This is a genomic window from Oceanicella actignis (assembly GCF_008124525.1).
Classification (GTDB): Bacteria; Pseudomonadota; Alphaproteobacteria; order Rhodobacterales; family Rhodobacteraceae; genus Oceanicella; species Oceanicella actignis.
The window spans coordinates 1-24,826 of record NZ_VNHJ01000013.1; the positions used below are offsets into that span (position 1 = coordinate 1).

Consider the following 24,826-nt stretch of genomic DNA (forward strand, 5'->3'; position numbering starts at 1 on the left):
CCGGGTGCTCGAGCGCCAGCGCCTTGATCTTCTCCACCGTCTCCGGCGGGGTCGTCTGCGGGTGGCTCTTGTGGATCGGCGGCAGGTCCTTCAGCCCCTCGAAGCCGTGGGTCTGAAACCGCCGCCGCCATTCGTAGAAGCTGGTGCGGTCCATGCCCCGCCGCCGGCATGCCTCGGCGACGTTGCCAAGCTCTCTGGCCAGTTCAAGCACGCTCAGGCGCTGCTCGGCCACCTTCGTCGCCGCGTCACGCGACCCGCGCTTCTTTGCTGTCGATGATTGTCCCATGAGATGGTCCTCCTTTCCCTGTATCGCACGGAAAGAAGGTTAAGGGAACACGTCGTAGATCCGGCGCGAATCGTCCAGCGCCGCGATGCGTCCGAAGAACTCTTCGAACCGCGCCCGCTCGCGCGCGGGCTCGGGCTCGAACTCGGCATAGAGCGCGTTGAAGCCGATCCACGCGAAGATGAAGCGCGCGTCCGGGTCGTCCTCTTCCTTCTCGGCGCGGGCCAGCCAGCTCAACGCCCTGTGCACGCGCAGCCGCAGGTTCTCGGGATGACCGTCGCGCACCCGCCGCGCCTTGGCCTTCAACGCCGCGAAATCAAGCTCGATCGTCATGAAACGCCCCCCGTTGAACAAGGGGATGGTCAGGCAATCGGCGCGGATGCGCAAGCCCCTGACGGGAATGCGAAAAGGCGTCCCCAAGGGGACGCCTTTCCAGAAGGTCATGGTGGGCGCGGCTGGGATCGAACCAGCGACCCCTACGATGTCAACGTAGTGCTCTCCCGCTGAGCTACGCGCCCTGTGGGGCCGGGGAATATCCGCGCGGCGGCGGCGTGTCAACGGCCTTTTCGCGCGCGCCGCGCCCTCAGAACGCCTTGAAGGTCAGCGTGGTGAAGGTGCGCCGGATCCCGTCGATGTCGTGCAGGTTCTCGTTGACGAAACGGCCGATGTCCACGTCGTCCTCGACGTAGAACTTGGCCAGAAGGTCATACTCGCCCGAGGTCGAATAGATCTCCGAGGCGATCTCGCGCCGGGCCAGCGCGTCAGCCACGTCATAGGCGCGGCCCAGCTCGGTCTTGATCTGCACGAAGAAGCACTGCATGGGCTCTCTCCTTGCGCGCTCAGTCTGACAGGAGCGCGTCGCACAAGGGATCGTCGGGGCGCGTCAGCCCCTCGATCACGTCGAAATGATGCCGGCCCGGGGCCGCGTGAAGGGCCGTGCGCGCGCCCAGGCCCCGCCAGACATTGGCCAGAAGCGCCGCCTGCCGCAGGAATTCGGGGCGCTCGTCCGCGCCGACCCAGGCCGCCGCGGCGACGCCGGACGCGGGCCGCAGCAGGGCGGGCGAATGCGCCGCGGCCTCGGCCTCGTCAAGGCGCAGCGTGGCGTTCATGGCGGTGCGCAGAAGCGGGCGCAGGTCGTGCAACCCGCTGATCGAGACCACCCGCTCGACCCGCGCCAGCGCCGCGGGCGCAAGCGGCGGCGCCTGATCGGCCCCGGCGCAGACCAGCCGCGCCGCCAGATGCCCGCCCGCCGAGTGCCCCGCCAGCCGGATCGGACCCGCCACGCGCGCGGCCGCGGCCTCGAGGAAGCGGGCCGCGAAGCCGGCGATGGCGCCGATGCGCGCCTCGGGCGCCAGGGGATAGGAGGGCAGCGCCATCGCCCAGCCGCGCGCCGTCGCGCCCGCGGCCAGATGCGACCAGTCGGACTTGTCGAAGCGCATCCAGTAGCCGCCGTGGATGAACACGGCCAGCCCGCGCGGGGCGCCCTCGGGCAGGAAAAGATCGTAGCGCGCGCGCGGATGATCCGCATAGGGCAGATCCGTCAGCGCGCGCGCGCCGGCGCGAAAACGCGCCGCCGACTCGGGCCAGCGGCGCAGGAAGGCTTCGGCGCCGGGAATATGCGCCGCGTTGGCGTAGGCGTCGTCCCAATCCGCGGGCGGATCGGTCCAGGCCAGGCCCGCGGCGGCGCTCAAAGATTGCTCTCGATCCACTGGCGCAGCGCGGATTTCGGCGCCGCGCCGACCTTGCTGGCCACGATCTGCCCGTCCTTGACGAGGATCAGCGTCGGAATGCCGCGCACGCCCACGCGCGAGGGGATGTTGGGGTTGTCGTCGATGTTGAGCTTGGCGATCTTCACCTTGCCGGCAAGCTCGTCCGAGATCTCTTCCAGGGCCGGGCCGATCTGCTTGCAGGGACCGCACCACTCGGCCCAGAAATCGACCACGACGGGGGTGTCGGATTTGAGCACGTCCTGCTCGAAGCTCGCATCGGTCACGGGGACGGTGGCCATGTCATGTCTCCTGATGGAAGCGGGCGCGCGGCCCGCGATCGCGTCGGCGCCGTGGCGGCGCGTCCTTGGGCGGCAAAACTAGGGGCGCGCCGGCAAGGGGTCAAGCGGCCCCGCCGCCGCGCCCCGCCTGCCCCCCCGCGCCCCCCGCGCCCTCGGCCGCCAGGCGCGCGGCCAGCGCCGCCTCGAGCGCGGCGGGGTCGAGCGCGTCGAAGCGCCGCGCCTGCGTCCAGAACAGCGCCGCGCGCACCGTCGCGCCCGGATGCAGCCGCGCCAGCGCGGCGCGATAAAGCGCCATCTGCTCGAGATAGGCGGCCGGCGTCGGGGCGCCGTCGGCCGGCGGCGCGCCGGACTTGAAGTCCACAAGGTCGATCGCCTCGTCGCCCACGCGCACAAGGTCCATGCGCCCCGCCACCCGCAGCCCCGGCGCGGCCAGCGCCGAGAAGCCCGCCTCGAACAGCGCCGCGCCGTCTTCGAGCAGCGCCGCGATGCGCGGATGCGCCAGCGCGTCCAGCGCCTGCGCGCAGGCCTCGGCGCGCAGCGCGGGCGCAAGGCCCTGCCCCGCCTCGGCCGCCAGCGCCTCGGCGGCGGGGGCGCGGCGTTCGGGGGCAAGGGGGGCGAGGCGCTCGATCAGCAGATGCACCAGGTCGCCCATGCGCTGCGCGGTTTCGCGGTCGCGCGCGCCGGGGGCGGCGCCCTGCGCGGCGCCCTCGGCGCGCGCTTCGGTGGCCCCTTCGGCGGCGCTTGGGCTCAGGCGCCGCGGCGCCGGGGGGGCGGGCGGAACCGGCCCGGCGGGCTCGGGCGCCTCGGGCGCCGCGGCCGCCCGCCCCGCGCCGGCGCCGCGCGCCTCGACCCCCATCGCCGCCGCGGGCGGGGTCCAGCCCCAGGCAAGGCGCATCATCGGCTCGGGCGGGGCGGCCTCCGGCGCGGCGCGGGTCTCGACGCCGGGGCGCCCCGCGCACGCGGCCATGGCGCGCTCGAGCCCGTCGCGGATCATGCCCCACCAGCTTGCGGACAGCTTTTCCTCGACCTTGTCCTCCTGGCCGCGCAAGGCGCCCGCGCCGCAGATCAGCAGCCGCGATTCGGCGCGCGTCAGCGCGACGTAGAGCAGGCGGCGAGCCTCGTCCTCCTCGCGCCGATCGAGCTCGGCCAGCGTCTCGGCCAGCCGCTCGGGCGCATCGCGCGCCGAAACCGCCGGCAGCGCGATCTTCTCGCCCTCGATGCGCGCCTCGATCACCGCGCGCCGCCCGCCCTTTCGCACGCGCGGCGCGGTGTCGGGCAGCACCACGAACGGCGCCTCGAGCCCCTTGGCGCCATGCACCGTCATCACCCGCAGCTCGTCGGCCTCGGCGCCCATCTCGCGCTTGATCTCGGTCTCGTCGCCCTCGAGCCAGGCCAGGAAGCCCGTCAGCGTCGGCGTCTCGCGCCGCTCATGCTCGAGCGCGGCGGCCAGCAGCTCGTCGATCGCGTCCTCGCATTCGGGCCCCAGCCGCGCCAGCAGCCGGCGGCGGCCCTCATGGCGCGTGAGCGCGCGCTCGAGCAGCTCGTAGGGGCGTTCGAAATCGGCGTGCCGGCGCATGTCGCGCACCAGCGCAAGCGCGTCGGCAAAGCGCTCGCCCGCGCGCTCGAGCGCCTCGAACAGCGTTCCCCGGCGGCCATGGGCCAGCGCGAACAGCGCCTCTTCGCTCAGCCCGCACAGCGGCGAGCGCAGCGCCTCGGCCAGCGACAGGTCGTCCTCGGCGTCGGCCGCCGCGCGCAGAAGCGACAGCAGATCGCGCACCGCCAGCTCGTCGGTCAGGCGCATGCGGTCGGCGCCGGCCACGTCCACGCCCAGCGCCTTGAGCCGGCGGATGAGCGTGCGCGCCAGGATGTCGCGCCGGCGCACCAGCACCAGCACGTCGCCCGCGCGCATCGGCCGCCAGCCGCCCTTGCCGTCGGGCAGCGGCGCGCCCTCATGGATCAGCTCGGCGATATGGCGCGCCAGCCGGTCGGCCAGCGCAAGGCGCGGATTGGCCGGGGCCGGAGCGTCGACCGGCATCGACCAGGGCGGCGGGTCGGACTCGGGGTCGGGTTCGAGAAAGGGCCACAGCTCGACCAGCCCCGGCGCGTCGGCCTTGAAGGGCACATGGCGCGGCTCGGCGCCGTCGCCGCTCAGCCCGCGCGCGGCCTCGCCGCGGAAGACCTCGTCCACCAGCGTCAGCACCGCCGGCGCCGAGCGGAACGAGTGCGCCAGCTCGCCGCAATGCAGCGGCTCGGGCGCGTCGCGCAGCCTTTCGGCGAACAGCGCGCGCATGCGCGCGAAGGCGGCCGGGTCGGCCCCCTGGAACGAGTAGATCGACTGCTTCTCGTCCCCGACCACGAACAGCGTGCGCGCGACCTCGCGCGCGCCCTTGCCGGCGAAGAACTCGTCGGCCAGCGCCCGCACCACCGCCCATTGCGCGGGGGCGGTGTCCTGCGCCTCGTCGATCAGCAGGTGGTCGATGCCGCCGTCCAGCTTCCACAGCGCCCAGGCGGCCGCCTCGGAGTCGGACAGAAGCGCGCGCGCGCGCTCGACCAGATCGGCGAAATCCAGCGCGCCCGCGGCGGCCTTCTCGCGCGCGACGGCGTCCAGAAAGACGCGCGCGAAGCGGTGCAGCGCCTGCGCGCGCGCGAACAGGTTCAGCGCGCGCCGCCGATCGGCCAGCGCCGCCGCCTCGGCGCTCAGCGTCTCGAACGCCTCGCGCGCCTCGGGCGTCCTTTCGAGCAGCTTCTTGCCCAGCAGCCATTCGGGATCGTAGGGGGCGCCGTCCTTCTTGAGCGTCGCGGCCTCGAAGGCCGCGAGCGCGTCCAAAGGGTCGTCGTGAACTTCGGCCAGGAAGGCGCGCGCGCGCGCCGCCCAATCCTTCGCGCGCTTGCCGCCCTCATCGACAAGATCGGCCAGCCGGGCGAGGCGCGCGCGCGGGATCGCGCGCGCCGCCTGCGCCAGCGCCGCTTCGGGGGCGAGGCCGGGGTCGATCCCGAGCAGCCGCGCAAGCCGGCCCATGGCGTCCTCGGGAAAGGCGTCGCGCGCGGCCAGGATCTGCGCCAGCAGCTCGGCCAAGGCGTCCTCGGCCATGCCCGCCGCGACCGCGTCGAAGACCTGGTCCTCGCCCGCCTCGGCGGCGGCCGCCATGCGGTCGCGGATGGCCTCGTTCAAGGCGGCGGCCTGGCGCTCGTCCAGCACCTCGAAACGCGGCGACACCCCCGCCTCGAGCGGAAAGCGCCGCAAGAGCGCGTCGCAAAAGGCGTGGATGGTCTGGATCTTGAGCCCCCCGGGCGTCTCGAGCGCCTTGGCGAAGAGCCGCCGCGCCCTGGCCAGTTCGGCGGCGCCGAGGCGGGGCGCATCCTCGGACAGGCGCGCCAGCGCCGCGGCCAGCTCGGCGTCGTCCATCATCGCCCAGCCGCCCAGGGTGCGGAAAAGGCGGTTCTGCATCTCGGCCGCGGCGGCCTTGGTGTAGGTCAGGCACAGGATGCGCTGCGGCTCGGCCCCCTCGAGCAGCAGCCGCGCCACGCGCTCGGTCAGCACGCGCGTCTTGCCCGAGCCCGCATTGGCGGAGATCCAGGCCGAGCGGTCGGGCCGCGCGGCGCGGATCTGCGCCAGCGTGGCGGCGTCGTGGCGCGGCGCGCCCTCGGCGCGGGCGGGGCCCGCGGATGCGGCGTCGTGGGGGGCGGTCATGGGCCGTCTCCGGCATCGTCGGCGTCCACATCGCCCCACTCGCCAAGCCTGGCGAGGTGGTCGTAATCGCCCGCATGCTTGATGCTGCGCGGGCGCAGGCGGGGGCGATAGGGGGTCGCGGGGTCGTCATAGGCGGCGATCAGCTCGCGCAGGCCGCGCCAGGCGTCGTCGATCTGGTCCGGCGGCGCCTCGCGCCGCTCGAGCTTCTCGGACAGGCGCACATAGAGCAGCTCGGCCGCCTCGGCGGCGGGCACGTCCTCGAACCCGCCCGCGCGGGCGATGGCGCCCAGCAGCAGAAGCTGCTTGGCGAAAACCGTGATCTCGTTCTTTCCAGGCAGGGCCCCGGTCTTGTAATCGAGGATCGACAGCGCGCCATCGGGGCCGCGGTCGATGCGGTCGGCGCGCCCGAACAGCTCGAAGCGGCCGGCGGGGGCGTCGAAGGCGGCGCGCCCCCAGCCCTCGGCCCGGGCCAGGCGCAGGCCGCGCGCGCGCCGCTCGCGCTCGAAGCGGGCGAGGGCCGGCGCGGCGCGCTCGAGCCGCTTGAGCCACAGCCGCCGCACCCCGGCCGAGGGCTGTTCGGCGACCTCCTCGCGGGCGATGCGGATCAGCGCCTCGGCCAGGGCGGCCTCGGTCCAGCCGGCGTCGGGCCGGCCCGAGTCGGACAGGTCGGCGTCGGCGCCCGTCTCGAGGGCGAAGCGTTCCATGACCCGGTGCAGCGTCTGCCCCATGTCGCGCGCATCGGGCGCGCGGCCCAGCGGCTCGAGCGGCTCGAGCCCGAGGATCTTGCGCGCATAGATGGCGTAGGGATCGCGCACCAGCGTCTCGATCTGCGTCACCGACAGCCGGCGCGGGCGCGCGGCGACGGGCGGGCGCGGCGCGGGGCGCTCGGCCGGGGCGAGCGGCTCGGCGCGCGACAGCGCCTCGGCGCGCGCCAGCCAGCGCGCCCCGCGCGCGCGCATGGCCGCCAGCGCGCCCTCGTCCACGCCGCCGAGCAGGTTGGTCAGCCGCAGCAGCCAGCGCGAGGCGACGGTGGGCGCGCCGTCGGCCCGGATCGCGCGGCTGAGGATCACGCGCGGCGCGCAGGCGGCCTGAAGGAAATCATGCGCCGCCAGCCCTATCCGGGCCTCGGGCGCGGGCAGGCCCAGCTCGCGCCGCTGGGGGCGGCCGAGCCATGGCCCGGGATCGGGGCGCGCGGGCCAGACGCCGTCGTTGAGCCCGCCCAGCACCACCAGATCGGCGCTTTGCGCGCGCGCCTCGAGCGTGCCGCGGATGGCCACCCGGTCATCCGCGCGCCGCGGATCGAGCCGCACCTCGCGCGCGGCGGCCAGCGCCGAGAACAGCGCGCCATAGCCGCCGGGCGCCGCGCCTTGCGCGCCGTCATAGGCGTCGGCGGCGGCCGCGAGCGATTCGATCAGCGCGCGCGCCGCCTCGCCCGCCGCCTGATCCCACAGACCGCCCGCCGCCGCGCCGGGCGGCGCGCGGCCCGCCGCCGCCAGATCCGGCGGCGCCTCGTCGGGCGCGCCCGCGGCGGGATCCGGCGCGGCGCCTTCATCGGGCGCGCCCGCGGCGGGATCCGGCGCGGCGCCTTCATCGGGCGGACCGGCGGCCAGCGCCTCGGCCGCAGCGCGGTGGGCGGCGACGGCGGCGGCCAGGCTGGCGGGCGGCGCGGACAAGGGTTCGAGCGCGCCGCGCAGCCAGGCCAGCCAGCGCAGATGCTCGGGGCCGGTCGCGCCGGCGCGGGGGCGGTCCTCGCCCGCCTCGGCGCGGGCGCGCGCGGCCTGCGCCAGGGTCTCGGCGGCCCTCGTCAGCGCCGGCCAGTCGACCTCGACCGGGCCGCCGCGCAGGAAGGCGCGCTCGAGCCAGCGGCGCATGCGCGCATGGCGCCCGCGCGCGGGGCCGCCCGCCAGCGGATGGCGCAGCAGCGCCGCCAGCGTCGCCGCGCGCATCGGCCGGCCCAGCGAACGCGCCAGAAGGTCAAGGAAGATGCCCGGCGGCGTCAGGCTCAGCGGCACGCCGGCGCTGTCGTCGGGCGCGATGCCATGGCGCGCCAGCTCGGCCGCCACGCGCCGCGCAAGCACCCGGTCGGGCGTGACCAGCGCCGCCCGCCGCCCCGCCCGCGCCGCGTCGGCCAGGGCAAGGGCGATGGCCGCGGCCTCCTGGCGCGGGCCGTCGGCCTCGATCAGATCGACGCCGGCGACGGCCTCGGCGGCCTCGGCGGCCAGGGCCGGTCGGGCGGCGAACCAGGCGTCGGTCACCGGCGCGGGGCGCAGCGCCTGCGCCAGCAGGCGCGCGCGCGGCGGGCATGGGGCGGGCGCGTCGCTCCAGGGCCGGCTTTCGCGCGGCGAGACGCCCAGCCGATCGAGGCACAGCCGCGCCAGCATGTGCTGCGGATGCTCGGGATGCTCGTCGGCGATGCGCCGCCACAGATCGTCGGGCAGCTCGGGGTCCAGCCCCGGCAGCACCGCCGCCCCCTGCGGCAGCTGCGCGACGGCGGCGATCAGTTCGGCCGTGGCCGGGGTCGAGCCGGTCGAGCCGGCGGCGATCATCGGCCAGGGGGGCGGATCCTCGCGCCAGCTGCGCGCCAGCGCGCGCGCCGCCGCCAGGCGCCGGGCCTGCGGATCGGCCGCGCCGCCCTCGGCCTCGGCCAGATGCCGGGGCCAGATGGCGGTGACGATGTGCAGGAAGCGGCGCGTCAGATCCCAGTGGCGCGCATGCTCGGCCGGGTCGAGCGCGGCCAGCGCCTCGGCCGTCAGCCCGGCGCCGTGCAGGTCGTCCAGCAGCGCGCCCAGCGTCTCGGCCAGCGCCGGCGCCGAGGCCGGGTCGCCGAATTCGGGATTGGCGCGCATGAACCCCTCGACCAGCCGCACCAGCGCCAGGCGCCGGCGCAGCGGATCGACGGCGCGCGGCACGCCAAGCCCCAGCGCCTCGTCGCCCAGCGCGTTGACGAAGGCGAAGCGGGGCATCCACAGCGCCGGCGCCTCGGCCTCGAGCGCGGCCTCGATGGCGCGGGCGGTGCGGCGGGCGTTGACGAAGATGCGCACGCGCGCGGCCGCCTGCGGCGGGTGCGGCGCAAGGCGCGCGCGCAGGCCGCGCGCGAAGGCGGCGGCGAAATCGACCCCCGGCGGCAGGTGAAACACCCGCGGCCCCTGGGCGGGGGGGAACAGCGCGGGCGCGGCGCGCGCGCTCATGCGTCCGCCTCGGCCAGCAGCGCCTCGGCCGCCGCAAGCCCCGCGGGCGTGCCGACATCGACCCAGCCGCCATGGTGAACGACGCCGAACAGGCGCCCGCGCGCCAGCAGCCGGTCCCAGATCACGTTGGTCGAGAACGCCCCCCGCGGCGCGTCGGCGAAGGCGCCCGGCGCGATGATCTGCGCGCCGGTATGCACGAAGGGCGCCTCGGGGCGCGCGCCGCGCCGCGCCAGCCGCGCGGGGCCCTCGGCGTCGGCGGGCTCGATGAAGAAATCGCCGCGCCCGGCATGGGCCGCGGCGCGCGCGCGCGGGACCAGCAGCAGCAGCGCGTCCATGCGCGCCGGATCCCACGCCGCCGCCAGCCGCGCCAGCGGGGCGGGGCCGCTCCAGACGGCGTCGGAGTTGAGGGTGTAGAACGGCGCCTCGCCCAGCAGCGGCAGGGCGCGCACGATGCCGCCGCCGGTCTCGAGCAGCTGGTCCGACTCGTCGGAGAAGACGATGCGCGGGCGCGTGCGCGCGGCCAGATGCGCGCGCAGCTGATCGGCCTTCCAGTGCAGGTTGACCACCGCCCGCGTCACCCCGGCCTCGAGCGCGCGGTCGAGCGCGTGGTCGATCAGCGCCCGCCCCCCCGCGCGCAGCAGCGGCTTGGGCCGGTCGGCGGTCAGCGCGCCCATGCGCGTGCCCAGCCCCGCGGCCATGATCATGGCGACGCGCGGCGCGCTCATGCCCGCGCCGCGCGCACGCGCGCCAGAACGCCGGGGGTGGGCGGGGGAACGCGCCGCTCGATGAAGGCGCGCAGCCGCTCGAGCCCCGGCTGTTCGAGATCGCGGCGCAGATGCGCATGCACCCGCGGCAGCATGGCCAGGTATTGCGGCTTGCCGTCGCGCAGCCAGAGGCGCGCGAAGATGCCCATGATCTTGATGTTGCGCTGCGCCCCGAGCCGCGCGCAGCGCGCGCGCAGCTCGTCCGCCGCCACGCCGCGCGCGCGCGCGTAGCGCGCCAGCGTGGCCGCGCGCAGCTCGGCCGAGGTGTCGCGCCGCGCATCCTCGAGCAGCGAGACCAGATCATACGCCGCCGCCCCCGCCAGCGCGTCCTGGTAGTCCAGCAGCCCGACCCGCGCCACGCCGCTGCGCCCGGGCAGCCAGATCAGGTTCTCGGCGTGGTAGTCGCGCAGCACCACCGCCTCGCGCGCGGCGCACAGCGCGCCCAGCGCCTCGGCCAACAGCCCGCGCAGCTCGTCCTCGAGCGCCGGCGACGCCTCGGCGCCCGTCGCCGCCGGCAGCCACCAGCGCGCGATGAGCTGCGCCTCGGCCCACAGCGCCGGCTCGTCATAGGGGCGCAGCGCCCAGTCCCCGATGCGCTCGGGCGGCGGCAGGGCGTGCAGCTCGGCCAGAAGCTCGGCCGCCGCGGCGTAAAGCGCGCCCTCGCGCTCGGGATGGCGGGCGCAGATGCGCGCGAACAGGCCCTCGCCCAGATCCTCGAGCAGAAGGAAGCCGCGCGCCTCGTCCGCGGCCAGGATCTCGGGCGCCGAGAAGCCGCGCGCGCGCAGGTAGCCGGTCATGGCGAGGAAGGGCGCAAGCGGCCCGGCCGCATCGGGCGGCGCGTCCATCAGCACCGCCCGCCGGCCGCCGGCGCACACGCGCGCATAGCGCCGCGCCGAGGCGTCGCCCGCCATGGCCGCGATCGTCGCGCCGGTCCATCCGGCGGCGTCGAGAAACGCGCGCGCCTCGCCGGCCCGCAGCCCCCCCGCCGCGCCGGCGTCGATCATGACGTCCTGCCCGCTCATGCCTTTCCTCCGCATCCCGCGCCAAGGCCGGCCAGGGCGGCCATCGCGCGCTCCCATCCGGGCCCGACGGCGGCCGCGCGCAACAGCCGCCCGCGCCCCTCGGGGCCGAAGTCGAGCCGCAGCTCGAGCCGGCGGGCGGGCGTCAGCGGGCCCAGGCGCTCGGGCCATTCGACGAAGCACAGCGCGCCCTCGAACGCGTCCTCGAGCCCAAGCTCGACGCAGCCCTCGGGGCCCGAGAGGCGGTGCAGATCGGCGTGCCAGATCTCGGCGCGGGGGGCGTCGTAGACCTGCACCAGCGCAAAGCTGGGCGAGGGGATGTCCTCGTCCTCGCGGCCGTCCTCGGCCAGAAGGGCGCGGATCGCCGCGCGCGCCAGCGCCGACTTGCCCGCCCCCAGATCGCCGAAAAGCAGCACCGCGTCGCCCGCCCCCAGCGCCCCGGCCAGCGCGGCGCCGGCGCGGTCGGTGGCGGCCTCGTCCGGCAGCAGAACCTCGATCGTCATCCGTCCTCCTCGCGCCGCGCGATCCCTTGCCGCACATTCCTAACGCGTTGTCCGCCGCGCGAAAAGCGCCGCGCGCGCTCAGCGCTTCTTGGCCGCGCGCAGGTCGATCGCGCCGGGCAGCGCCTGAGGGGAAACGCCGGGGGGAAGGATGTCGTGCTTGCGCACCTTCTGCGTGCCCGTCACGGGCAGCGCGTCCATGAACAGGACCCAGCCGGGCGCCTTGTAATAGGCCATGCGCGCCATGCACCAGTCGAACAGGCGCCGCGCCATGTCCGCATCCGCCGCGCGGCCGGGCTTGAGCACCACGGCGGCGAAGACCTCTTCGTCGCGGATCGGGTCGGGCGCGGCCAGCGCCGCGGCCTGCGCCACGTCGGGATGTTCGAGCAGGCACGCCTCGACCTCGGCGGCGGCGATGTTCTCGCCCGAGCGGCGGATGATGTTCTTCTTGCGGTCGACGAAGATCAGCGTGCCGTCCGGCTCCATGCGCACCGTGTCGCCGGTGTGGAACCAGCCGCCGCGCCAGGCCTCGGCGGTGGCCTCGGGCTTGTTCAGATAGCCCGAGAAGAACCCCCGCCGCGGCGCGTCGGCCGAGTGGCGCAGCACCATCTCGCCCGGCTCGCCGGGGGCGACGTCGCGGTCCTGATCATCGACCACGCGCACCTCCAGCCCCGGTCGCGGGCGGCCGAAGGCGCGGGTGTCGATGCGCCGCGGCTCTTCGTTGGCGGCGATGATGCGGCACATCTCGGTCATGCCCCAGACCTCGATCAGCGGCACGCCGAAGCGCGCCTCGGCCGGGGCGTGCAGGGTGGGCTCGACCCCGGCGCCGACCATGAAGCGCAGGGCGTGGGCGCGCTCGTCCGCCGAGGGCTCGGCCGCCATCAGCGCCGGGATCACCACGCCCAGGTAATGCGCGATCGAGGCGCGGCATGCGCGGATGTCGCGCCACCAGGCGCCGCGGCTGAAGCGCGCGGGCTGGATCTGGCAGCCGCCCGACAGCATCATCGCCGTCAGCGACAGGATGCCGGCGTTGACGTGGAACAGCGGCAGCGGGTTGTAGAGGCGCTCGCCCTCGGTCATGGCCATCAGCCCGCCGCAGGTCAGATACCAGCGCCCCAGCTCGAGCTCGTATTCATGCGACAGAAGGCAGCCCTTGGGCTTGCCGGTGGTGCCCGAGGTGTAGATCACGCTGGCCTCGTCCTCGGGCGCGGGCGCGCCGGGGCGCGGGCGCGCGGGCGCGGGGGGCGGCGGCTCGTCCGGGGCGATCAGCGCGCGCCCCTCGCCCAGCGCGATCGCCTCGGCCAGCGCGGCGCGGCGGTTGGGGGCGGCGACGCACAGCTGCGGGTCGGAATCGGCCAGGATGTAGGCCACCTCGGCCGGCCGCAGATCGGGGTTGATCGGCACGCACGAGATCCCCAGCGCCGCCAGCGCCAGCTTCCACACGAGGTGCTCGGGCCGGTTCTCGAGATCGAGCGCCGCCCGGTGTCCGCGCCCGTAGCCCGCCGCCGCCAGCCGTTCGGCCAGCGCCGCGGCGGCCTCGGCGACGGCGGCCTGCGTCAGCTCGCGCCCCTCGGGGTCCCAGGCCCGGCCCGGATCGGGCGGGGCGCAGAACAGCGGCGCGCGCGGCCAGCGCGCCGCCGCCGCCTGCGCCGCCTGCCCGATGGTCATTCCGCGCGGATCGATCATGCCGTCTTCCCTCTCTCCCTTTCGCGCGCCGCGCCGCCGGCCGGGTCGCGCCGGGGCGCGCGGCGCGGAGCCTTTCCCCGCGGCCCGCCGGCCCCCTCAGCCCGGGGCGATCAGCGCCAGAAGGGCGCGCAGCCGCCCCGGCGGCACCGGCTTGTTCAGCACATCCACCTGCGCCGCGTTCGCCCGGCGCACCAGCGCGTCCGAGCGGTCGGCCGTGATCAGCGCCGCCGGGATCGGGCCGAAGCGCGCGCGCAGGGCGCGGATCACGTCCAGCCCGTCGGCGCCCGCATCCAGGTGGTAGTCGGCCAGGATCACGTCGGGCGCCACGCCCAGCTCTTCGGCCGCGCGCAGGGCCTCGTCCAGACCCGCCGCGTCCACGGCGCTGGCGCCCCAGCTCTCGAGCAGCGAAAGCATGCCCGCGCGCACCTCGGCCTCGTTGTCGACCACCAGCGCGATCAGGTTCTCGAGCTCGTCGCGCGGCGCCTCGCGGCCTTCGGGCGCGGGCGCGGCGGCGGCGCGCGCGGGCGGGTCGGCCAGCGGCGCCGTCACCGCAAAGCGCGAGCCCGCGCCGACCCGGCTCGTCACCTCGAGCCCATGGCCCAGCGCCGCGCAGGCCCGCTCGACGATCGCAAGCCCCAGCCCCATGCCCGGCGCGTCGTCCTCGCGCCCTTGGCGCAGGCGGCGGAACTCCTGGAAGATCTCGGAGATCATCTCGGGCGGGATGCCCGGCCCCGTGTCCCACACCTCGATGCGCACCGCGCCCTTCAGCCGCCGCACCCCGACCAGCACCTTGCCCGCGCGCGTGTAGCGCACGGCGTTGGCGACCAGGTTCTGAAGGATGCGCCGCATGTAGGACGGATCGGTCGTCGCCCAGGCGCTCGAATCGACCACCCGCAGCTCGAGTCCGCGCTGCGCGGCCAGGGCGCCGAACTCTTCGCGCAGCGGCCCCATGAGGCGCGCCAGCGGAACGGGCGCGACGCTCGGCTGCGCGCCGCCCGCGTCCAGCTTCGAGATGTCCAGGAGCGCGCCCAGCAGCGCCTCGACGCTGTCGAAGGCCGACTGGATGCGCTCGGCGATGCGCCGCTGATCGGGGTTCAGATCGGTTTCGGCCAACGAGGCGATGAACAGCTTGGCCGCGTTGAGCGGCTGCAGAAGATCGTGGCTGGCCGCGGCCAGAAAGCGCGTCTTGGACTGGTTCGCGCGCTCGGCCCGGTCATGGGCGGCCTGGAGCTCTTCGGTGCGCTCGGCCACGCGCTGCTCGAGCGTCTCGTTCATCTCGTGCAGGGCGCGGATGGCGTCGCGTTCGGCCGTCACGTCGGTGAAGCTGATGACGAAGCCGCCGTCGGGGATCTGGCGGCAGTAGACGTCCAGGATCATGCCGTTGGCGCGCACCAGCTCGAGCGACAGGGGGCTGCGCGGGCCGTCCTGCATCACCCAGTCGATCAGCCGCCGCGCCTGGCCGCCCACCTCGCCGCGCGCGTTCATGTGGGCGGCGATGGCCTCGAAGCTGACGCCGCGGCGCAGCAGCGTCAGCGGCAGCTCGAGCAGCTCGCGCATGCGCGCGTTGCCGCCCGCCAGGCGCCGGTCGGCGTCGAAGATGCACACGCCCTGGATGATGTGGTCGAGCGTCGCGCGCACCAGCCGCGCCTGGTCGTCGAGCAGCTTGTTGCGCTCCTGGCGCTCGGCGCGCACCAGCTCGGTGATGTCGGTCTGCAGGATGGCGAAGCCGCCGTCGGGCGTGCGCCGCTCCGACACCTGCACCCAGCGGTCGCCGACGAAGCGCACCGTGATGTGCCCGCGCATCGAGCGGTGGGCGCGCAGCCGCCAGGCCAGCCAGTCCTCGGGCCCCTGCCCCGGCGCCAGCTGCAGGAAGCGGCTGCGCGAGATGGCGGCGACGTAGTCCTCGAAGGTCACGCCGGGGCGGATGCGCTCGCGCACGTCGGGGGTGACGGCGCCGAAGCGGCTGTTGCACATCAGCAGCCGGTCCTGCGGCGAGAACAGGGCGAACCCCTCCTCGACCGCCTCGAGCGCGTTGGCCAGCAGCGCGCGCGCCCCCTCGGCCTCGGCCTTGGCGGCCTCGAGGCGGGCGTTGGCGGCGTTCAGCTCCTCCATCGCCGCCTGCAGGTCGCGCGTGCGCGCGCGCACCTTCGCCTCGAGCGCCACCGCCGTCTGGAACAGGCCATAGCCGGCGCCGGCCTCGTCGGTGTCCTGCTCGACGCGCTTCATCAGCGCGGCGACGATCTTGCGCAGCTTGGCGTTCTCGCGCTCGAGATCGTCGGCGGGGTTGAGGATCGACAGCGCGCTCATGCGCCCTCCGTCGGCGCGAGGGGGCGCGGCGCGGGGGCCAGCACGCCGTCGGCCGCCCGGCGCGGCGCGCCCGAGGCGCGCGGCGGATAGACGGCCACGCCCGTGAAGGTCTGGTTGACGTGCAGCATGTTGTGCTGCTCGCCATAGGTGTTGAAGCCCACCACCCGCCGGCGCGCCAGCACGCGCGAGACCTCGGCCGCGCGCTGGGTCTGCTCGGCCTCGAGGCGGCGCAGCAGGCAGTCATGCCCGATCACCAGGTCGGGCGCCTCGGCCCCCTCGCCCAGCTCGGCCAGCGCCGCGTCCAGATGCGCCGCCAGATCGCCCGCGCGCGCCACGGTCAGCACCAGCCCCTCGTCGATGGCCGAGTAGAACTTGAGCTCGTGCGTGTCGCCGATGCGCTGGATCGAGCGCACATGGTGCTGGCCGCCCACGCGCACGACCAGCGGGTTCGCGGCGAAGGTGAACATGGTCAGCTGGTCGGGATCGGCGCCGATCAGCCGCGCATATTCCAGCGCCGCCGGTTCGGCGTTGATCTCGTGCACCACGCGCCGGTCGGGATCGGCGCGGGTGACCACCATGCGCCGGTCGGTCGGCTGGAAGTGATCGAAGCGGAAGACGCGCACCGGGCAGTCCGAGGCGATCAGCGCCACCGCCGCCGCGTCGCGCGCGAAGCGCCCGCCATGCAGCACGAAGGCGTTGCGGAATTCGAGCCCGTCGCCCGCCGAGCCGCCGATCAGCGGCACGTCGCCCAGCGCCCCGCCCAGCGACGAGACCAGCGCGTCCTCCTGCAGCGACAGCCCGTCGGCCATCATCAGCGCGAAGGCGCAGGCGCGCGGCGGGCCGGCCGCCTCGACGCGGCGGCGCAGCGCGTTGACCACCCGCGCGCCGTCCTCGAGCGCGAAGCTTTCGAGCGGGGCGATCAGCTCGGCCGCCGCCGTGAACAGCCGCGCCGGAAAGGCCGCGCCCACGATGGCGCCGCTGCGGTAGCCGTCGGGCGCGATCTCGCCCGCCGTGGTGCAGCCGATGACCGGGCCGGGGCCGAAGGGCGCGCGCGCCAGCGCCGCCTCGACCGCCGCCAGGTCATGCTCGGGCGAGATCCACAGGATCGTCAGCGCCGCGGGCTCGGCCGCCAGCTCGGCCGCCAGCTCGGCCAGCGCGGCGCGCGGATCGGCCGCCAGCTCGGCCAGCGCGGCGCGCGGATCGGCCGCCGACGACGCCGCGCGGCGCACATGGCGCCCCGCGGGCGGCGCAAGCCCCTGCGGCTCGAATCGCTGCGTGACCCGCGTCACGTTTCCTCCCGATGCGCGACGGTTCTGTGTGGCTTGTCCTTGTCCCGGCGCGGGGCCGGGCGGCGCGCGCCGTCAGGTTAGTCCGGGCCGGCGTCCTGGCGCAAGATCGCATCGAAGCGCGCCTTTTGCGCGATCAGCACCGCCTGCGTGCGGCTCTGCACCTTCAGCTTGCGCAAGATGGCCGAGATGTGCGCCTTGACCGTGGTTTCGGCGATGCCGAGGTCATAGGCGATCTGCTTGTTGAGCTTGCCCTCGCACACAAGGCCCAGAATGCGCAGCTGCTGGGGCGTCAGCTCGGCCATGCGCGCCAGCGCCTCGTCGCGCCCCGGATCGGCCGCCTCGGCGGCGCGCGCCTCGGCCGCCTCGCCGGGGGCCCAGACCTGCCCGGCCCAGATCGCGCGCATGGCGCCGACCAGCGCCTCGCGCGGGGTGTCCTTGGGGATGAAGCCCGCCGCCCCCGCGCGCAGCGCCGCCTCGACCACGCGCGCGTCCGACAGCGACGAGACCACCACCACCGTCATGCCCGGCGCCGCCGCGCGCAGGCGGATCAGGCCGTCGACCCCCTCGACGTCGGGCAGGTTCAGATCCAGCAGCGCGGTGCCCGGCGCCGGCCCCGCCGCGAGGCGCGCCAGCGCGTCGCCCAGACTGGCTGCGCAATCGACCTGCCGCGCCCCGAGAGCGCCGGTCAGCGTCATGGCCAGCGCCTCGCAGAACAGCGGATGATCGTCGATCACCAGGATCCCGTCCTCGGGACCGACGGCGGCGCGCGGCGCCGGCTGGATGCTTCGAGTCGTCGTCATGCCGTCAGGCTAGCACGCGCGCGCCCCCGGCGCCCCCAAGACGAAAGGACGACGCCGGGCGCGCCATGGCCCGCCCCCCGCCGCCCCCAGGGGACGACGCCGCGCGAAAACGCCCCGCGGCCGGGCCGCGGGGCGCGTCGTTGCGGGGCCGGCCGCGGGGCCGCGCCCGTCAGTCGGCCGAGGCCAGCTGGCGCGGCAGCTTGAACACCCAGACCGAGCCGCCCTGGTTGAGGTAGTTGACCTTCTTGGCGACCTCGCCGCCCCAGAGCGGCACCGCGCCGCCCCAGCCCGAGGTCACGGCGACGTATTGCTCGCCGTCCATCTCCCAGGTGATGGGCTGGCCGACGATGCCCGAGCCGGTCTGGAACTTCCACAGCTCCTCGCCCGTGTCGGCGTCGAAGGCCTTGAGGTAGCCTTCGGGAGTGCCCATGAACACCAGCCCGCCGGCGGTCGTCATCACCCCGCCCCACAGCGGCGCGTTGTTCTTGTATTCCCACACCACCTTCATCGAGGTCGGGTCGATGGCCTTGAGCGAGCCGATATGGTCGTCATAGAGCGGCTTGATGGTGAAGCCCGCGCCCAGATAGGCGGCGCCCTTCTTGTAGGTGATCGGCTCGTTCCAGATGTCCATGCCCCACTCGTTCGAGGGCACGTAGAACAGGCCGGTCTTGGGCGAATGGGCCATGGGCATCCAGTTCTTGCCGCCCAGGAACGAGGGCGCGGCGAACACCACCTCGCCCTTCTTGCCGTCGGCCTCGAGCGGATTGCCCGGGCGGTTCTCCTCGTTGAAGATCGGGCGGCCGTTCTCGTCGATGCCCTTGGCCCAGGTGATGTCCTTCACGAAGGGCATGGAGCGGACGTATTTGCCGTCTTCGCGGTTGAGGACGTAGAAGAAGCCGTTGCGGTCGGCGGTGGCGAAGCGCTTCTTGCCCTCGCCGTCGACGAAGGGAACGACCTCGTTCACGCCGTCATAGTCCCAACCCTCGCGCGGGGTGGTCTGGAAGTGCCACTTGATCTCGCCCGTGGCCGGGTCGAGGCCCAGACGCGAGGCGGCGTAAAGGTTGTCGCCCTCGGTCCCCTTGGGATTTCCCGCCGCGCGCAGCCAGCTGTTCCAGGGCGCGGGGTTGCCGGCGCCGAAGACGATGGTGTCGGTGTCGGCGTCGTAGGAGCCGCCCAGCCAGGTGGCGCCGCCGCCCGTCTTCCACATGTCGCCCGGCCAGGTGGCGTTGAGCGTGCCGGTCATGGTCGAGGGCTTGCCCTTGTAGGTGCCCATGTGCCCCTCGATGACCGGGCGCGTCCACACCAGCTCGCCCGTCTCGGCGTCGCGCGCCTGCACCTCGCCGACGATGCCGAACTCGCCGCCCGAATTGCCGGTGATGACCAGCCCCTTCACGATCAGCGGCGCGGCGGTGTAGGAGTAGCCCTCCTTGTAGTTGGCGATCTTCTTGCGCCACTTGACCTTGCCGGTCTTCAGGTCAAGCGCCACGATCTTGGCGTCGAGCGTGCCGAAATAGATGTTGTCGCCATAGATCGCCGCGCCGCGGTTGACGACGTCGCAGCAGGGCAGGATGCCCTCGGGCAGGCGCGCGTCGTATTGCCAGATCTCCTCGCCCGTCTTCACGTCGATGGCGTAAAGGCGCGAATAGGAGGCCGTGACATACATGATCCCGTCATGGACGAGCGGCTGCGCCTCCTGCCCGCGCTGCTTCTCGCCGCCGAACGAGAAGGCCCAGGCCGGGACCAGGTTCTTCACGTTCTTCTTGTTGATGATTTCCAGCGGGCTGTAGCGCTGCAGCCCGCGGCCCATGCCGTTGGTCAGAACCGAGGTGGTCACCTCGGCGTCGCGCGCCAGGTCCTCTTCCGTGACGCCCGCCTGCGCCGCGCCCGCCGCAAGCGCGAAGGCCGAGGCGGCGATCAGCAATCTCTTCATGTGGTCCTCCCGAGTCGATGGCCCGCCGCGCGGGCGGGGCCGGCGGCCTCCCGCCGCCGCCGTCAGCTTCCGTGACGATGCGTCAACGATGCACCCGCGGCGGCCGCGCCGAAATTGGCCATTGGTCTTACGCGCGGCGCGCCGGCCGGGCGGCGGCCTCAGTCCACGTTCACCGGCGGCGGCGAGACGGGTTCGAGCGGCCAGCCGCGCTCGCGCCAGCCATCGACCCCGAGGCGGAACCAGCGCACGCGCCGCCAGCCCATGCGCGCGATGCGCTGCGCGGCGTTCCAGCTCATCCAGCAATCGGCCACGCAGAAGACCACCACCGGCCGGTCGCGATCGCCGCCGGTCAGGCGCTCGAGATTCTCGCGCAGATAGCGCTCGATCTCGGGTTCGGGCGCGCCCCGGCCGGTCTCGGGCAGCCAGGTCGCGCCGGGCAGCGACAGATGCGGCTTCGACACCAGCCACATGCCGTCCAGCGCGTCGTAGCGCGCGCGCGAGGCGCCGAACACGTCGATCGCCACGGCCCCCGCCGCGATCAGGGCGCGCGCCTCGTCGGCGTCGACGACGCGCGCCGGGGGCGGAATGTCGGTCGGCGTGGGCGCGTGCTGGCGCGCGATGCGATAGCCGCTGCGCGGGTCGAACAGATCGGGATGCGCCGCCATGATGCGCGCCGAGTCGGGCGCCGAATCCAGGACCCCGTCGGGAGCCGCGTCGGGCGCGACGGTCGAGGCTGGGACGGGGGCCGGGACGGGGGCCGGAGCCGCGACCGCCGCCTTGCCGCCCCGAGGCACCCCGCCGAGCTGCGCCGCGCCCCCATCCGCCAGGGCCCGCCCCGGCTCGGGGCCCGCAAGCGCGCCAAGCCCCAGAACGACGCCAAGCCACAGCCGCGCCGCGGCGCGCAGCGAAGGGCGGCGAAGCCATGCGGAAAAGGAATGACGCCTCATGCCGTCAGACTAGACGCCCGCCGCGCGCCGCGCCAGCCCGGCATGGCGCCCGCCGCCTCCGCGCCCCGAGGGCGGACGCGCGGCCCGATCGGACCGGGCGAGCCCTGAAAGCGGGACGCCGACCGCGCCATGCGGCGCGCCGCCCGCCTCAGCCCACCTTGCCGAGGGCCGGCCGCCCGGGCGCGCGCGCCGGGCCGCCCGGGGCGGCGCCGACGGGATGCTCGCGATCGAGCCGCGCCTGCACCCGCGCCGCGCGGCGCGCGAAGGCGCGCTCTTGCGCGCGCGTCCACGACACGGGCCGCCCGGCCGGGTCGAAATCCGCGCTGGGCGCGCGCGGGCGCCAATCGACGCCTTCGGCGCCGCGCGAGTGGGTGGACGAGCCCATCACCGGCACCATGGCCAACCGCGCCTCGCAATCGCGCGCGGCGCCAAGGCCCAGCCGCCGCCACACCGCCTGCGCCGCCTCGGCCGGACGCGCGACCGCATCCTCGTATCGCAGCGTCAGAATCTCGGCCGGCGCGCGGGCGGCGAAGTCGAGCGCCGCTTCGGTGGCCAGCGCCCATTCGAGGCACATGTCCTCGAAGGTGCGCCCCGGAAAGCGCGGCGGCCAGGTGCGGGCCATGCTGTCGACGGTGCGCCACCCGTCGCGCAGCACCAGAACCACCAGCGCCTCGGGCATGATCGCCGGCAAGAGCTCGAGCCGGCGCGCATGCGGGTCCTTGAGCACGATCGCCTCGGCCGCCGGCGCCTCGGCCGCCGCGCGGGCCAGAAAGCCGGTCGCCGCATGAGCCAGGAACTCATAGGGCGCGATTCGCTCGGCATTGTCCCGGTGCCGTCGGGCGAAGCCGCGCTCGAACTGCAGCATGCGGTCCGCCTCGGGCAGGAAGGGCGCCTCGCGCACGCCGCAGGGCGAGATGGCGACGCCCGGATGCGCGGCGATCAGCGCCTCGACATAGTTCGTGCCCGAACGCGGCGTCGGCGAGGCCAGGAACACCGCCCGCGCGGGCAATTTCCGGCCGCCCGCGCACAGCGCCGCGCGCTGGCCCGGCGCGATGCGCGCGCCCAGCAGCGCCGCCTGATCGGCCGCAAGCGCCGGGGCGAAGCGCGCCGGCTCGATCGTGGTCAGCCGCGCCAGGCGGCGCAGCGCGAAGAGCGGGTTGCGCCAGTTCTCATCCGGCGATCGCGCTTTGCGCATCGGCCTTCTCCCATCCGTAAAGCGCGCGCAGCCGCGCCATGTGGCGGCCAAGCTCGTAACGTTCCTCGAACAACGCCCGCGCGGCCCGCCCCAGCGCCGCGAGGCGCGCGCGATCCGAAGCCAGCCCTGCGAGCAGCCGCGCCAGCGCCGCGTCGTCGCCGACCGGAAAATGCAGCGCGCCGCGCCCCTCGGGCGCGCCCTCGGGAATCGCGCCGACGGGGGTGGTGAGCACCGGCGTGCCCGCGCGCAGCGCCTCGAGAATGGCGATGGGCAGCCCCTCATGCGACGAGGCGCAGACATACACGTCGGCCCAACGCATGAGCCGCTGCGCCTCGTCGGCGTCCACCATGCCCGCAAAGCGCACGCGCCCCCCAAGGCCCAGCCGCACGGCCAGCTCGCGGCAAGGCGCCAGGTCAGGCCCGCCGCCGGCGATCGTCGCCTCCCAGGCGACGCCCTCGGCCGACAGCCGCGCCAGCGCCTCGAGCAGCGTGCGCGCGCCCTTGCGCCGCGTCATCACCGCCAGAAACAGGATGCGCAAGGGTCGAGCGGGCGCATCGGGCGTCCTGGCCGACGCCCCGGGCGCATCCTCGAGCGCGTTGGGCAGGACGGTGACCCGCGCCGGGCGCACGCCCATCTCCTCGATCAGGAACCGCGCCCAGACGGCGCCCAGAACCACGTTCTCATCCGCCCGGCGCAGCGTCCATGACAGCGCCGCGCGCAAGGGGCGCGGCAGCGCGCGCGCGAAGGGAATCAGCTCGGCTCCGTGGTGATGCATCACCACCCGCATCCCCAGAGCGCGCGCCAGCAGCGCCAGCAGCCCCTTGCGCAGCAGGCTCGACCGCTCGGAGGCCTGAAGATGCGCCACCGCCGCCTTGCCGCCAAGCGCCAGCGCCGTCAGCCGCGCCGCCGCCCACAGCGTCCACAGCGGCCAGGTCCATGCGCGCGGGCCGCGGGGGTCCAGCACGGCGACCGGGCGGTCGGGATGATCCGCCTCGAGGCGCGCGGCGATCATGCGCGCATAGGATTGAATGCCGCCGACGCCCCCACGTCCGCCGGGGGAAATGATGCAGGCTCCGCTCATCGCGCCCTCTTCGCCGCTTGCCGCGCCTTGCGCGTCCACAATCGGAAGATTGCCCGCATTGGTTGACGAACTGTTAACCTTGAGTTCGGATTGTGCGCACATGAACGCCGAACCGCTCGTTTCCGTCATCATCCCCGTGCGCGGCCGCGCGCAGGCCCTTCGGCGCGCGCTGCGCTCGACGCTGGCCCAGACGTTGGACGACTTCGAAGCGATCGTGGTCGACGACGCGTCGGACGAACCCCTGGCCCCGGTCTGCGCCGCGCTTGGCGACGACCGCATCCGCGTGCTGCGCCTTGACGCCAATCGCGGTCCGGCCGGGGCGCGCAATGTCGGGCTCGAGGCCGCGCGGGGCCGGATCGTCGCGTTCCTGGACAGCGACGACGAGTGGGACCCCCACAAGCTGGCGCTTCAGGCGGCGATCCTGAACGCGCCCAACGGGCCCGACGCCCATGTCTGCGCCGTGCGCCAGACGGGACCCGACGGAACCCGCATCCGCCCGAGCCGCGCCCTGCGCGAGGGCGAGCGGGTGGCGACCTTCCTTTACGTCGAGAACGAGTTCGCCCAGGCCAGCGGCATGGCCATGCGCGCCGAGGCCGCGCGCCGCGCCGGCTTCGACGAGACGTTGCGCCAATACGAGGACCACCTGTTCCTCATCCGCGCCGAGGCGCTGGGCGCGCGCATCACGATCTGCCCGACGCCGCTGGCGACCCAGCATGTCGACCCGCGCCCCGACCGCCTGGGCCTGCGCGACGACGCGGCGCGCGCGCGCGCCTTCCTGCGCGCCGCCGAAGGCCTTCTGACGCGCCGCGAGCGGCTTGGCTTCGCGTTGCGTTGCCTGGGCGGCGCGCTGGCGGCCGAGGACCCCGCCGGCGCAAGACGCCTCGCCCTGCGCGCCCTTGCCGGGCTCGAGGGCGAGGCGCCCGGAGGCGGACCGCTGGGCGGCGCTGCGCTCAAGCTGCTGATGCGCGCGGGCGCGGGCGAGCGCGCCTACGCCGGCCTTCGCGCGGCGGCGCGGATCATGCGGCGATCACCGTCGCCGACTGGGTCACCGCGCGTTCGGTCCCGTTCTTCCGGCCCGTGACGAGCAGCGTGTATTCCTGCCCCGGCGTCAGCCCCGTCACGTCGATCTGCACGTCCGTGTTGGCCGTCACCGCCATCTGCCCCGCATCGACCGGCTCGAAGGCCGCGGTCTCGACGTCCTCGGGGCGCATGAAGCCGCGCGCGCCCGCATGCAGCGCCCAGCTCAGATCGCCCGTGAAGGCCGGCCGCACCGAGAACGACGCCGCCCCGCCCGCCGTCGAGACCAGCGCCAGGTCCGGCGCGAACTTGGCGTTCGCCCAGCGCCGCACCGTCGCCACCTCGCCCAGCTGGCCCGAAGCGTCCTCGAGCACGAAATGGCAGTCCTGCGTCACGTTCGACTGGAACACGCCCGAGCCCGACCACCACTGGACCTCCTGATCCGCCGTCGCGGCCTTGCGAAAGCCCGGCGCGGCGGCCGAGGCGTCGCGGATCGCGGCGGCGGCGGGAACGGGCGCGTCGGCGTCGGTGACCAGCGCGTGGATCGTGCCCGAGGCCGCCGGGGTGGCGGCGATGCGCATGTTCGTGCCCCCGTCGTCGATGAACAGCGGCGGCACATGAAACCACGGCCGCAGCCCGGCGAAGGGAAAGCCCGTCACCAGCCCGTCGCCCGGCCGCCCGTAGCTCTGGCGGAAATGGGCGAAGACCGCGTCGCCGATCGCCGCCTGCGCGGCCGCGTCGTAGTGGATGCCGTCGCCCACCGTCTGCCAGGACGGATCGCGCGCGATCACCGCCGCGTTCGGGATCGAGGCGGCCAGCGCGTGCAGGCGCGCATTGGCGGTCTGCTTGCGCGCGTCGAGCGCATCAAAGATCTCGACGAAGACCGCCGGCGCCTCGACCCCCAGCGCGGCGCGGATCTGGCGCACCCAGTCGGCGAAGCGCACGTCCAGGCTCTCGGCCATCGAGGCGCCGCTCGGGTGCAGCGTGGTGCTGTCCTTCTCGCCGATGACGAAGATCAGCCCCTGGATCAGCACCGTCTTCGCCGCCGCGAGCGAGGTCAGCGTCTCGCCCGAGCTCTGGCGCAGCGCGGTCAGGATCAGGTCCTGCCCCGGCCCGCCCCA

The 24,826-nt window shown here is 74.9% G+C and carries 20 protein-coding genes and 1 tRNA gene; 1 reads left to right on the top strand and 20 read right to left on the bottom strand.

Annotated elements, in window-relative coordinates; translation table 11 throughout:
* From LY05_RS14245 to LY05_RS14335, 19 genes are all read right to left on the bottom strand, one after another.
* Window positions 1-286: helix-turn-helix domain-containing protein (locus LY05_RS14245; RefSeq protein WP_148923595.1), on the bottom strand; the 286-nt coding region annotated here is incomplete at its 3' end.
* Window positions 287-325: 39 nt separating this feature from the next.
* Entirely contained in the window at window positions 326-616 is a 291-nt protein-coding gene (locus LY05_RS14250) for a HEPN domain-containing protein (protein WP_148923596.1), read from the bottom strand.
* Window positions 617-726: 110 nt separating this feature from the next.
* A tRNA-Val gene (locus tag LY05_RS14255) sits at window positions 727-801 on the bottom strand.
* A 65-nt stretch (window positions 802-866) separates the two neighbouring features.
* Entirely contained in the window at window positions 867-1,103 is a 237-nt protein-coding gene (locus LY05_RS14260) for an Lrp/AsnC ligand binding domain-containing protein (RefSeq protein WP_072748398.1), read from the bottom strand.
* Window positions 1,104-1,122: 19 nt separating this feature from the next.
* On the bottom strand, window positions 1,123-1,974 hold the full coding sequence (locus LY05_RS14265) for an alpha/beta hydrolase (RefSeq protein ID WP_249041960.1): 852 nt from the start codon (window positions 1,972-1,974) through the stop codon (window positions 1,123-1,125).
* Window positions 1,971-2,291, bottom strand: coding sequence for a thioredoxin (gene trxA, locus LY05_RS14270; protein ID WP_072748397.1), 321 nt, complete (start codon window positions 2,289-2,291; stop codon window positions 1,971-1,973). The genes LY05_RS14265 and trxA overlap by 4 nt, the downstream gene beginning before the upstream one ends.
* 100 nt (window positions 2,292-2,391) lie before the next feature.
* Window positions 2,392-5,982 (bottom strand): double-strand break repair helicase AddA, encoded by a 3,591-nt coding sequence (gene addA / locus LY05_RS14275; RefSeq protein ID WP_148923597.1) that lies wholly within the window; start codon window positions 5,980-5,982, stop codon window positions 2,392-2,394.
* Window positions 5,979-9,170, bottom strand: a complete 3,192-nt coding sequence (gene addB / locus LY05_RS14280; RefSeq protein ID WP_148923598.1) for a double-strand break repair protein AddB — start codon at window positions 9,168-9,170, stop codon at window positions 5,979-5,981. Before addB ends, addA begins: the two co-directional genes overlap by 4 nt.
* On the bottom strand, window positions 9,167-9,895 hold the full coding sequence (locus LY05_RS14285) for a nucleotidyltransferase family protein (RefSeq protein WP_072748396.1): 729 nt from the start codon (window positions 9,893-9,895) through the stop codon (window positions 9,167-9,169). The genes addB and LY05_RS14285 overlap by 4 nt, the downstream gene beginning before the upstream one ends.
* Window positions 9,892-10,956: an aminoglycoside phosphotransferase family protein gene (locus tag LY05_RS14290; protein WP_249041961.1), complete on the bottom strand. Its 1,065-nt coding sequence runs from the start codon at window positions 10,954-10,956 to the stop codon at window positions 9,892-9,894. The genes LY05_RS14285 and LY05_RS14290 overlap by 4 nt, the downstream gene beginning before the upstream one ends.
* Window positions 10,953-11,456, bottom strand: a complete 504-nt coding sequence (gene tsaE / locus LY05_RS14295; RefSeq protein ID WP_148923599.1) for a tRNA (adenosine(37)-N6)-threonylcarbamoyltransferase complex ATPase subunit type 1 TsaE — start codon at window positions 11,454-11,456, stop codon at window positions 10,953-10,955. Before tsaE ends, LY05_RS14290 begins: the two co-directional genes overlap by 4 nt.
* 78 nt (window positions 11,457-11,534) lie before the next feature.
* Entirely contained in the window at window positions 11,535-13,139 is a 1,605-nt protein-coding gene (locus LY05_RS14300; protein ID WP_148923600.1) for an AMP-binding protein, read from the bottom strand.
* A 96-nt stretch (window positions 13,140-13,235) separates the two neighbouring features.
* Window positions 13,236-15,446 carry a hybrid sensor histidine kinase/response regulator gene (locus LY05_RS14305; protein WP_148923601.1) on the bottom strand — a complete coding sequence of 737 codons (2,211 nt, stop codon included), beginning with the start codon at window positions 15,444-15,446 and terminating at the stop codon, window positions 13,236-13,238.
* Complete coding sequence (locus tag LY05_RS14310; protein WP_148923602.1) at window positions 15,443-16,735, bottom strand: FIST N-terminal domain-containing protein; 1,293 nt, start codon at window positions 16,733-16,735, stop codon at window positions 15,443-15,445. Before LY05_RS14310 ends, LY05_RS14305 begins: the two co-directional genes overlap by 4 nt.
* A 77-nt stretch (window positions 16,736-16,812) precedes the next feature.
* Window positions 16,813-17,535 (bottom strand): LuxR C-terminal-related transcriptional regulator, encoded by a 723-nt coding sequence (locus LY05_RS14315; RefSeq protein ID WP_083581607.1) that lies wholly within the window; start codon window positions 17,533-17,535, stop codon window positions 16,813-16,815.
* Window positions 17,536-17,704: 169 nt separating this feature from the next.
* A complete protein-coding gene (locus LY05_RS14320; protein ID WP_148923603.1) occupies window positions 17,705-19,465 on the bottom strand; it encodes a PQQ-dependent methanol/ethanol family dehydrogenase in 1,761 nt (586 codons plus the stop codon).
* A gap of 158 nt (window positions 19,466-19,623) precedes the next feature.
* Complete coding sequence (locus tag LY05_RS15475) at window positions 19,624-20,412, bottom strand: rhodanese-like domain-containing protein (protein ID WP_170259019.1); 789 nt, start codon at window positions 20,410-20,412, stop codon at window positions 19,624-19,626.
* Between the two features lie 148 nt (window positions 20,413-20,560).
* Window positions 20,561-21,607, bottom strand: a complete 1,047-nt coding sequence (locus tag LY05_RS14330; RefSeq protein ID WP_148923604.1) for a sulfotransferase family protein — start codon at window positions 21,605-21,607, stop codon at window positions 20,561-20,563.
* Window positions 21,582-22,688 carry a glycosyltransferase family 4 protein gene (locus LY05_RS14335; RefSeq protein WP_170259020.1) on the bottom strand — a complete coding sequence of 369 codons (1,107 nt, stop codon included), beginning with the start codon at window positions 22,686-22,688 and terminating at the stop codon, window positions 21,582-21,584. The genes LY05_RS14330 and LY05_RS14335 overlap by 26 nt, the downstream gene beginning before the upstream one ends.
* 100 nt (window positions 22,689-22,788) lie before the next feature.
* Here LY05_RS14335 and LY05_RS14340 point away from each other — a divergent pair, with 100 nt between their 5' ends.
* The gene (locus LY05_RS14340; RefSeq protein WP_170259021.1) at window positions 22,789-23,769 is read left to right on the top strand and encodes a glycosyltransferase family 2 protein; all 981 of its coding nucleotides are present in this window, start codon (window positions 22,789-22,791) and stop codon (window positions 23,767-23,769) included.
* Here LY05_RS14340 and LY05_RS15580 read toward each other — a convergent pair.
* On the bottom strand, window positions 23,705-24,826 hold a 1,122-nt coding region (locus LY05_RS15580), incomplete at its 5' end, for a sialate O-acetylesterase (RefSeq protein WP_148923607.1). The genes LY05_RS14340 and LY05_RS15580 overlap by 65 nt on opposite strands.

Coding starts and splice junctions, on each gene's coding strand:
- addA (WP_148923597.1), bottom strand. CDS start 5,982: ATGACCGCCCCCCACGACGCCGCATCCGCGGGCCCCGCCCGCGCCGAG.
- trxA (WP_072748397.1), bottom strand. CDS start 2,291: ATGGCCACCGTCCCCGTGACCGATGCGAGCTTCGAGCAGGACGTGCTC.
- LY05_RS14340 (WP_170259021.1), top strand. CDS start 22,789: ATGAACGCCGAACCGCTCGTTTCCGTCATCATCCCCGTGCGCGGCCGC.
- LY05_RS15475 (WP_170259019.1), bottom strand. CDS start 20,412: ATGAGGCGTCATTCCTTTTCCGCATGGCTTCGCCGCCCTTCGCTGCGC.
- LY05_RS14315 (WP_083581607.1), bottom strand. CDS start 17,535: ATGACGACGACTCGAAGCATCCAGCCGGCGCCGCGCGCCGCCGTCGGT.
- LY05_RS14300 (WP_148923600.1), bottom strand. CDS start 13,139: ATGATCGATCCGCGCGGAATGACCATCGGGCAGGCGGCGCAGGCGGCG.
- LY05_RS14330 (WP_148923604.1), bottom strand. CDS start 21,607: ATGCGCAAAGCGCGATCGCCGGATGAGAACTGGCGCAACCCGCTCTTC.
- LY05_RS14285 (WP_072748396.1), bottom strand. CDS start 9,895: ATGAGCGCGCCGCGCGTCGCCATGATCATGGCCGCGGGGCTGGGCACG.
- LY05_RS14250 (WP_148923596.1), bottom strand. CDS start 616: ATGACGATCGAGCTTGATTTCGCGGCGTTGAAGGCCAAGGCGCGGCGG.
- LY05_RS14335 (WP_170259020.1), bottom strand. CDS start 22,688: ATGAGCGGAGCCTGCATCATTTCCCCCGGCGGACGTGGGGGCGTCGGC.
- LY05_RS14320 (WP_148923603.1), bottom strand. CDS start 19,465: ATGAAGAGATTGCTGATCGCCGCCTCGGCCTTCGCGCTTGCGGCGGGC.
- tsaE (WP_148923599.1), bottom strand. CDS start 11,456: ATGACGATCGAGGTTCTGCTGCCGGACGAGGCCGCCACCGACCGCGCC.
- LY05_RS14290 (WP_249041961.1), bottom strand. CDS start 10,956: ATGAGCGGGCAGGACGTCATGATCGACGCCGGCGCGGCGGGGGGGCTG.
- LY05_RS14305 (WP_148923601.1), bottom strand. CDS start 15,446: ATGAGCGCGCTGTCGATCCTCAACCCCGCCGACGATCTCGAGCGCGAG.
- LY05_RS14260 (WP_072748398.1), bottom strand. CDS start 1,103: ATGCAGTGCTTCTTCGTGCAGATCAAGACCGAGCTGGGCCGCGCCTAT.
- addB (WP_148923598.1), bottom strand. CDS start 9,170: ATGAGCGCGCGCGCCGCGCCCGCGCTGTTCCCCCCCGCCCAGGGGCCG.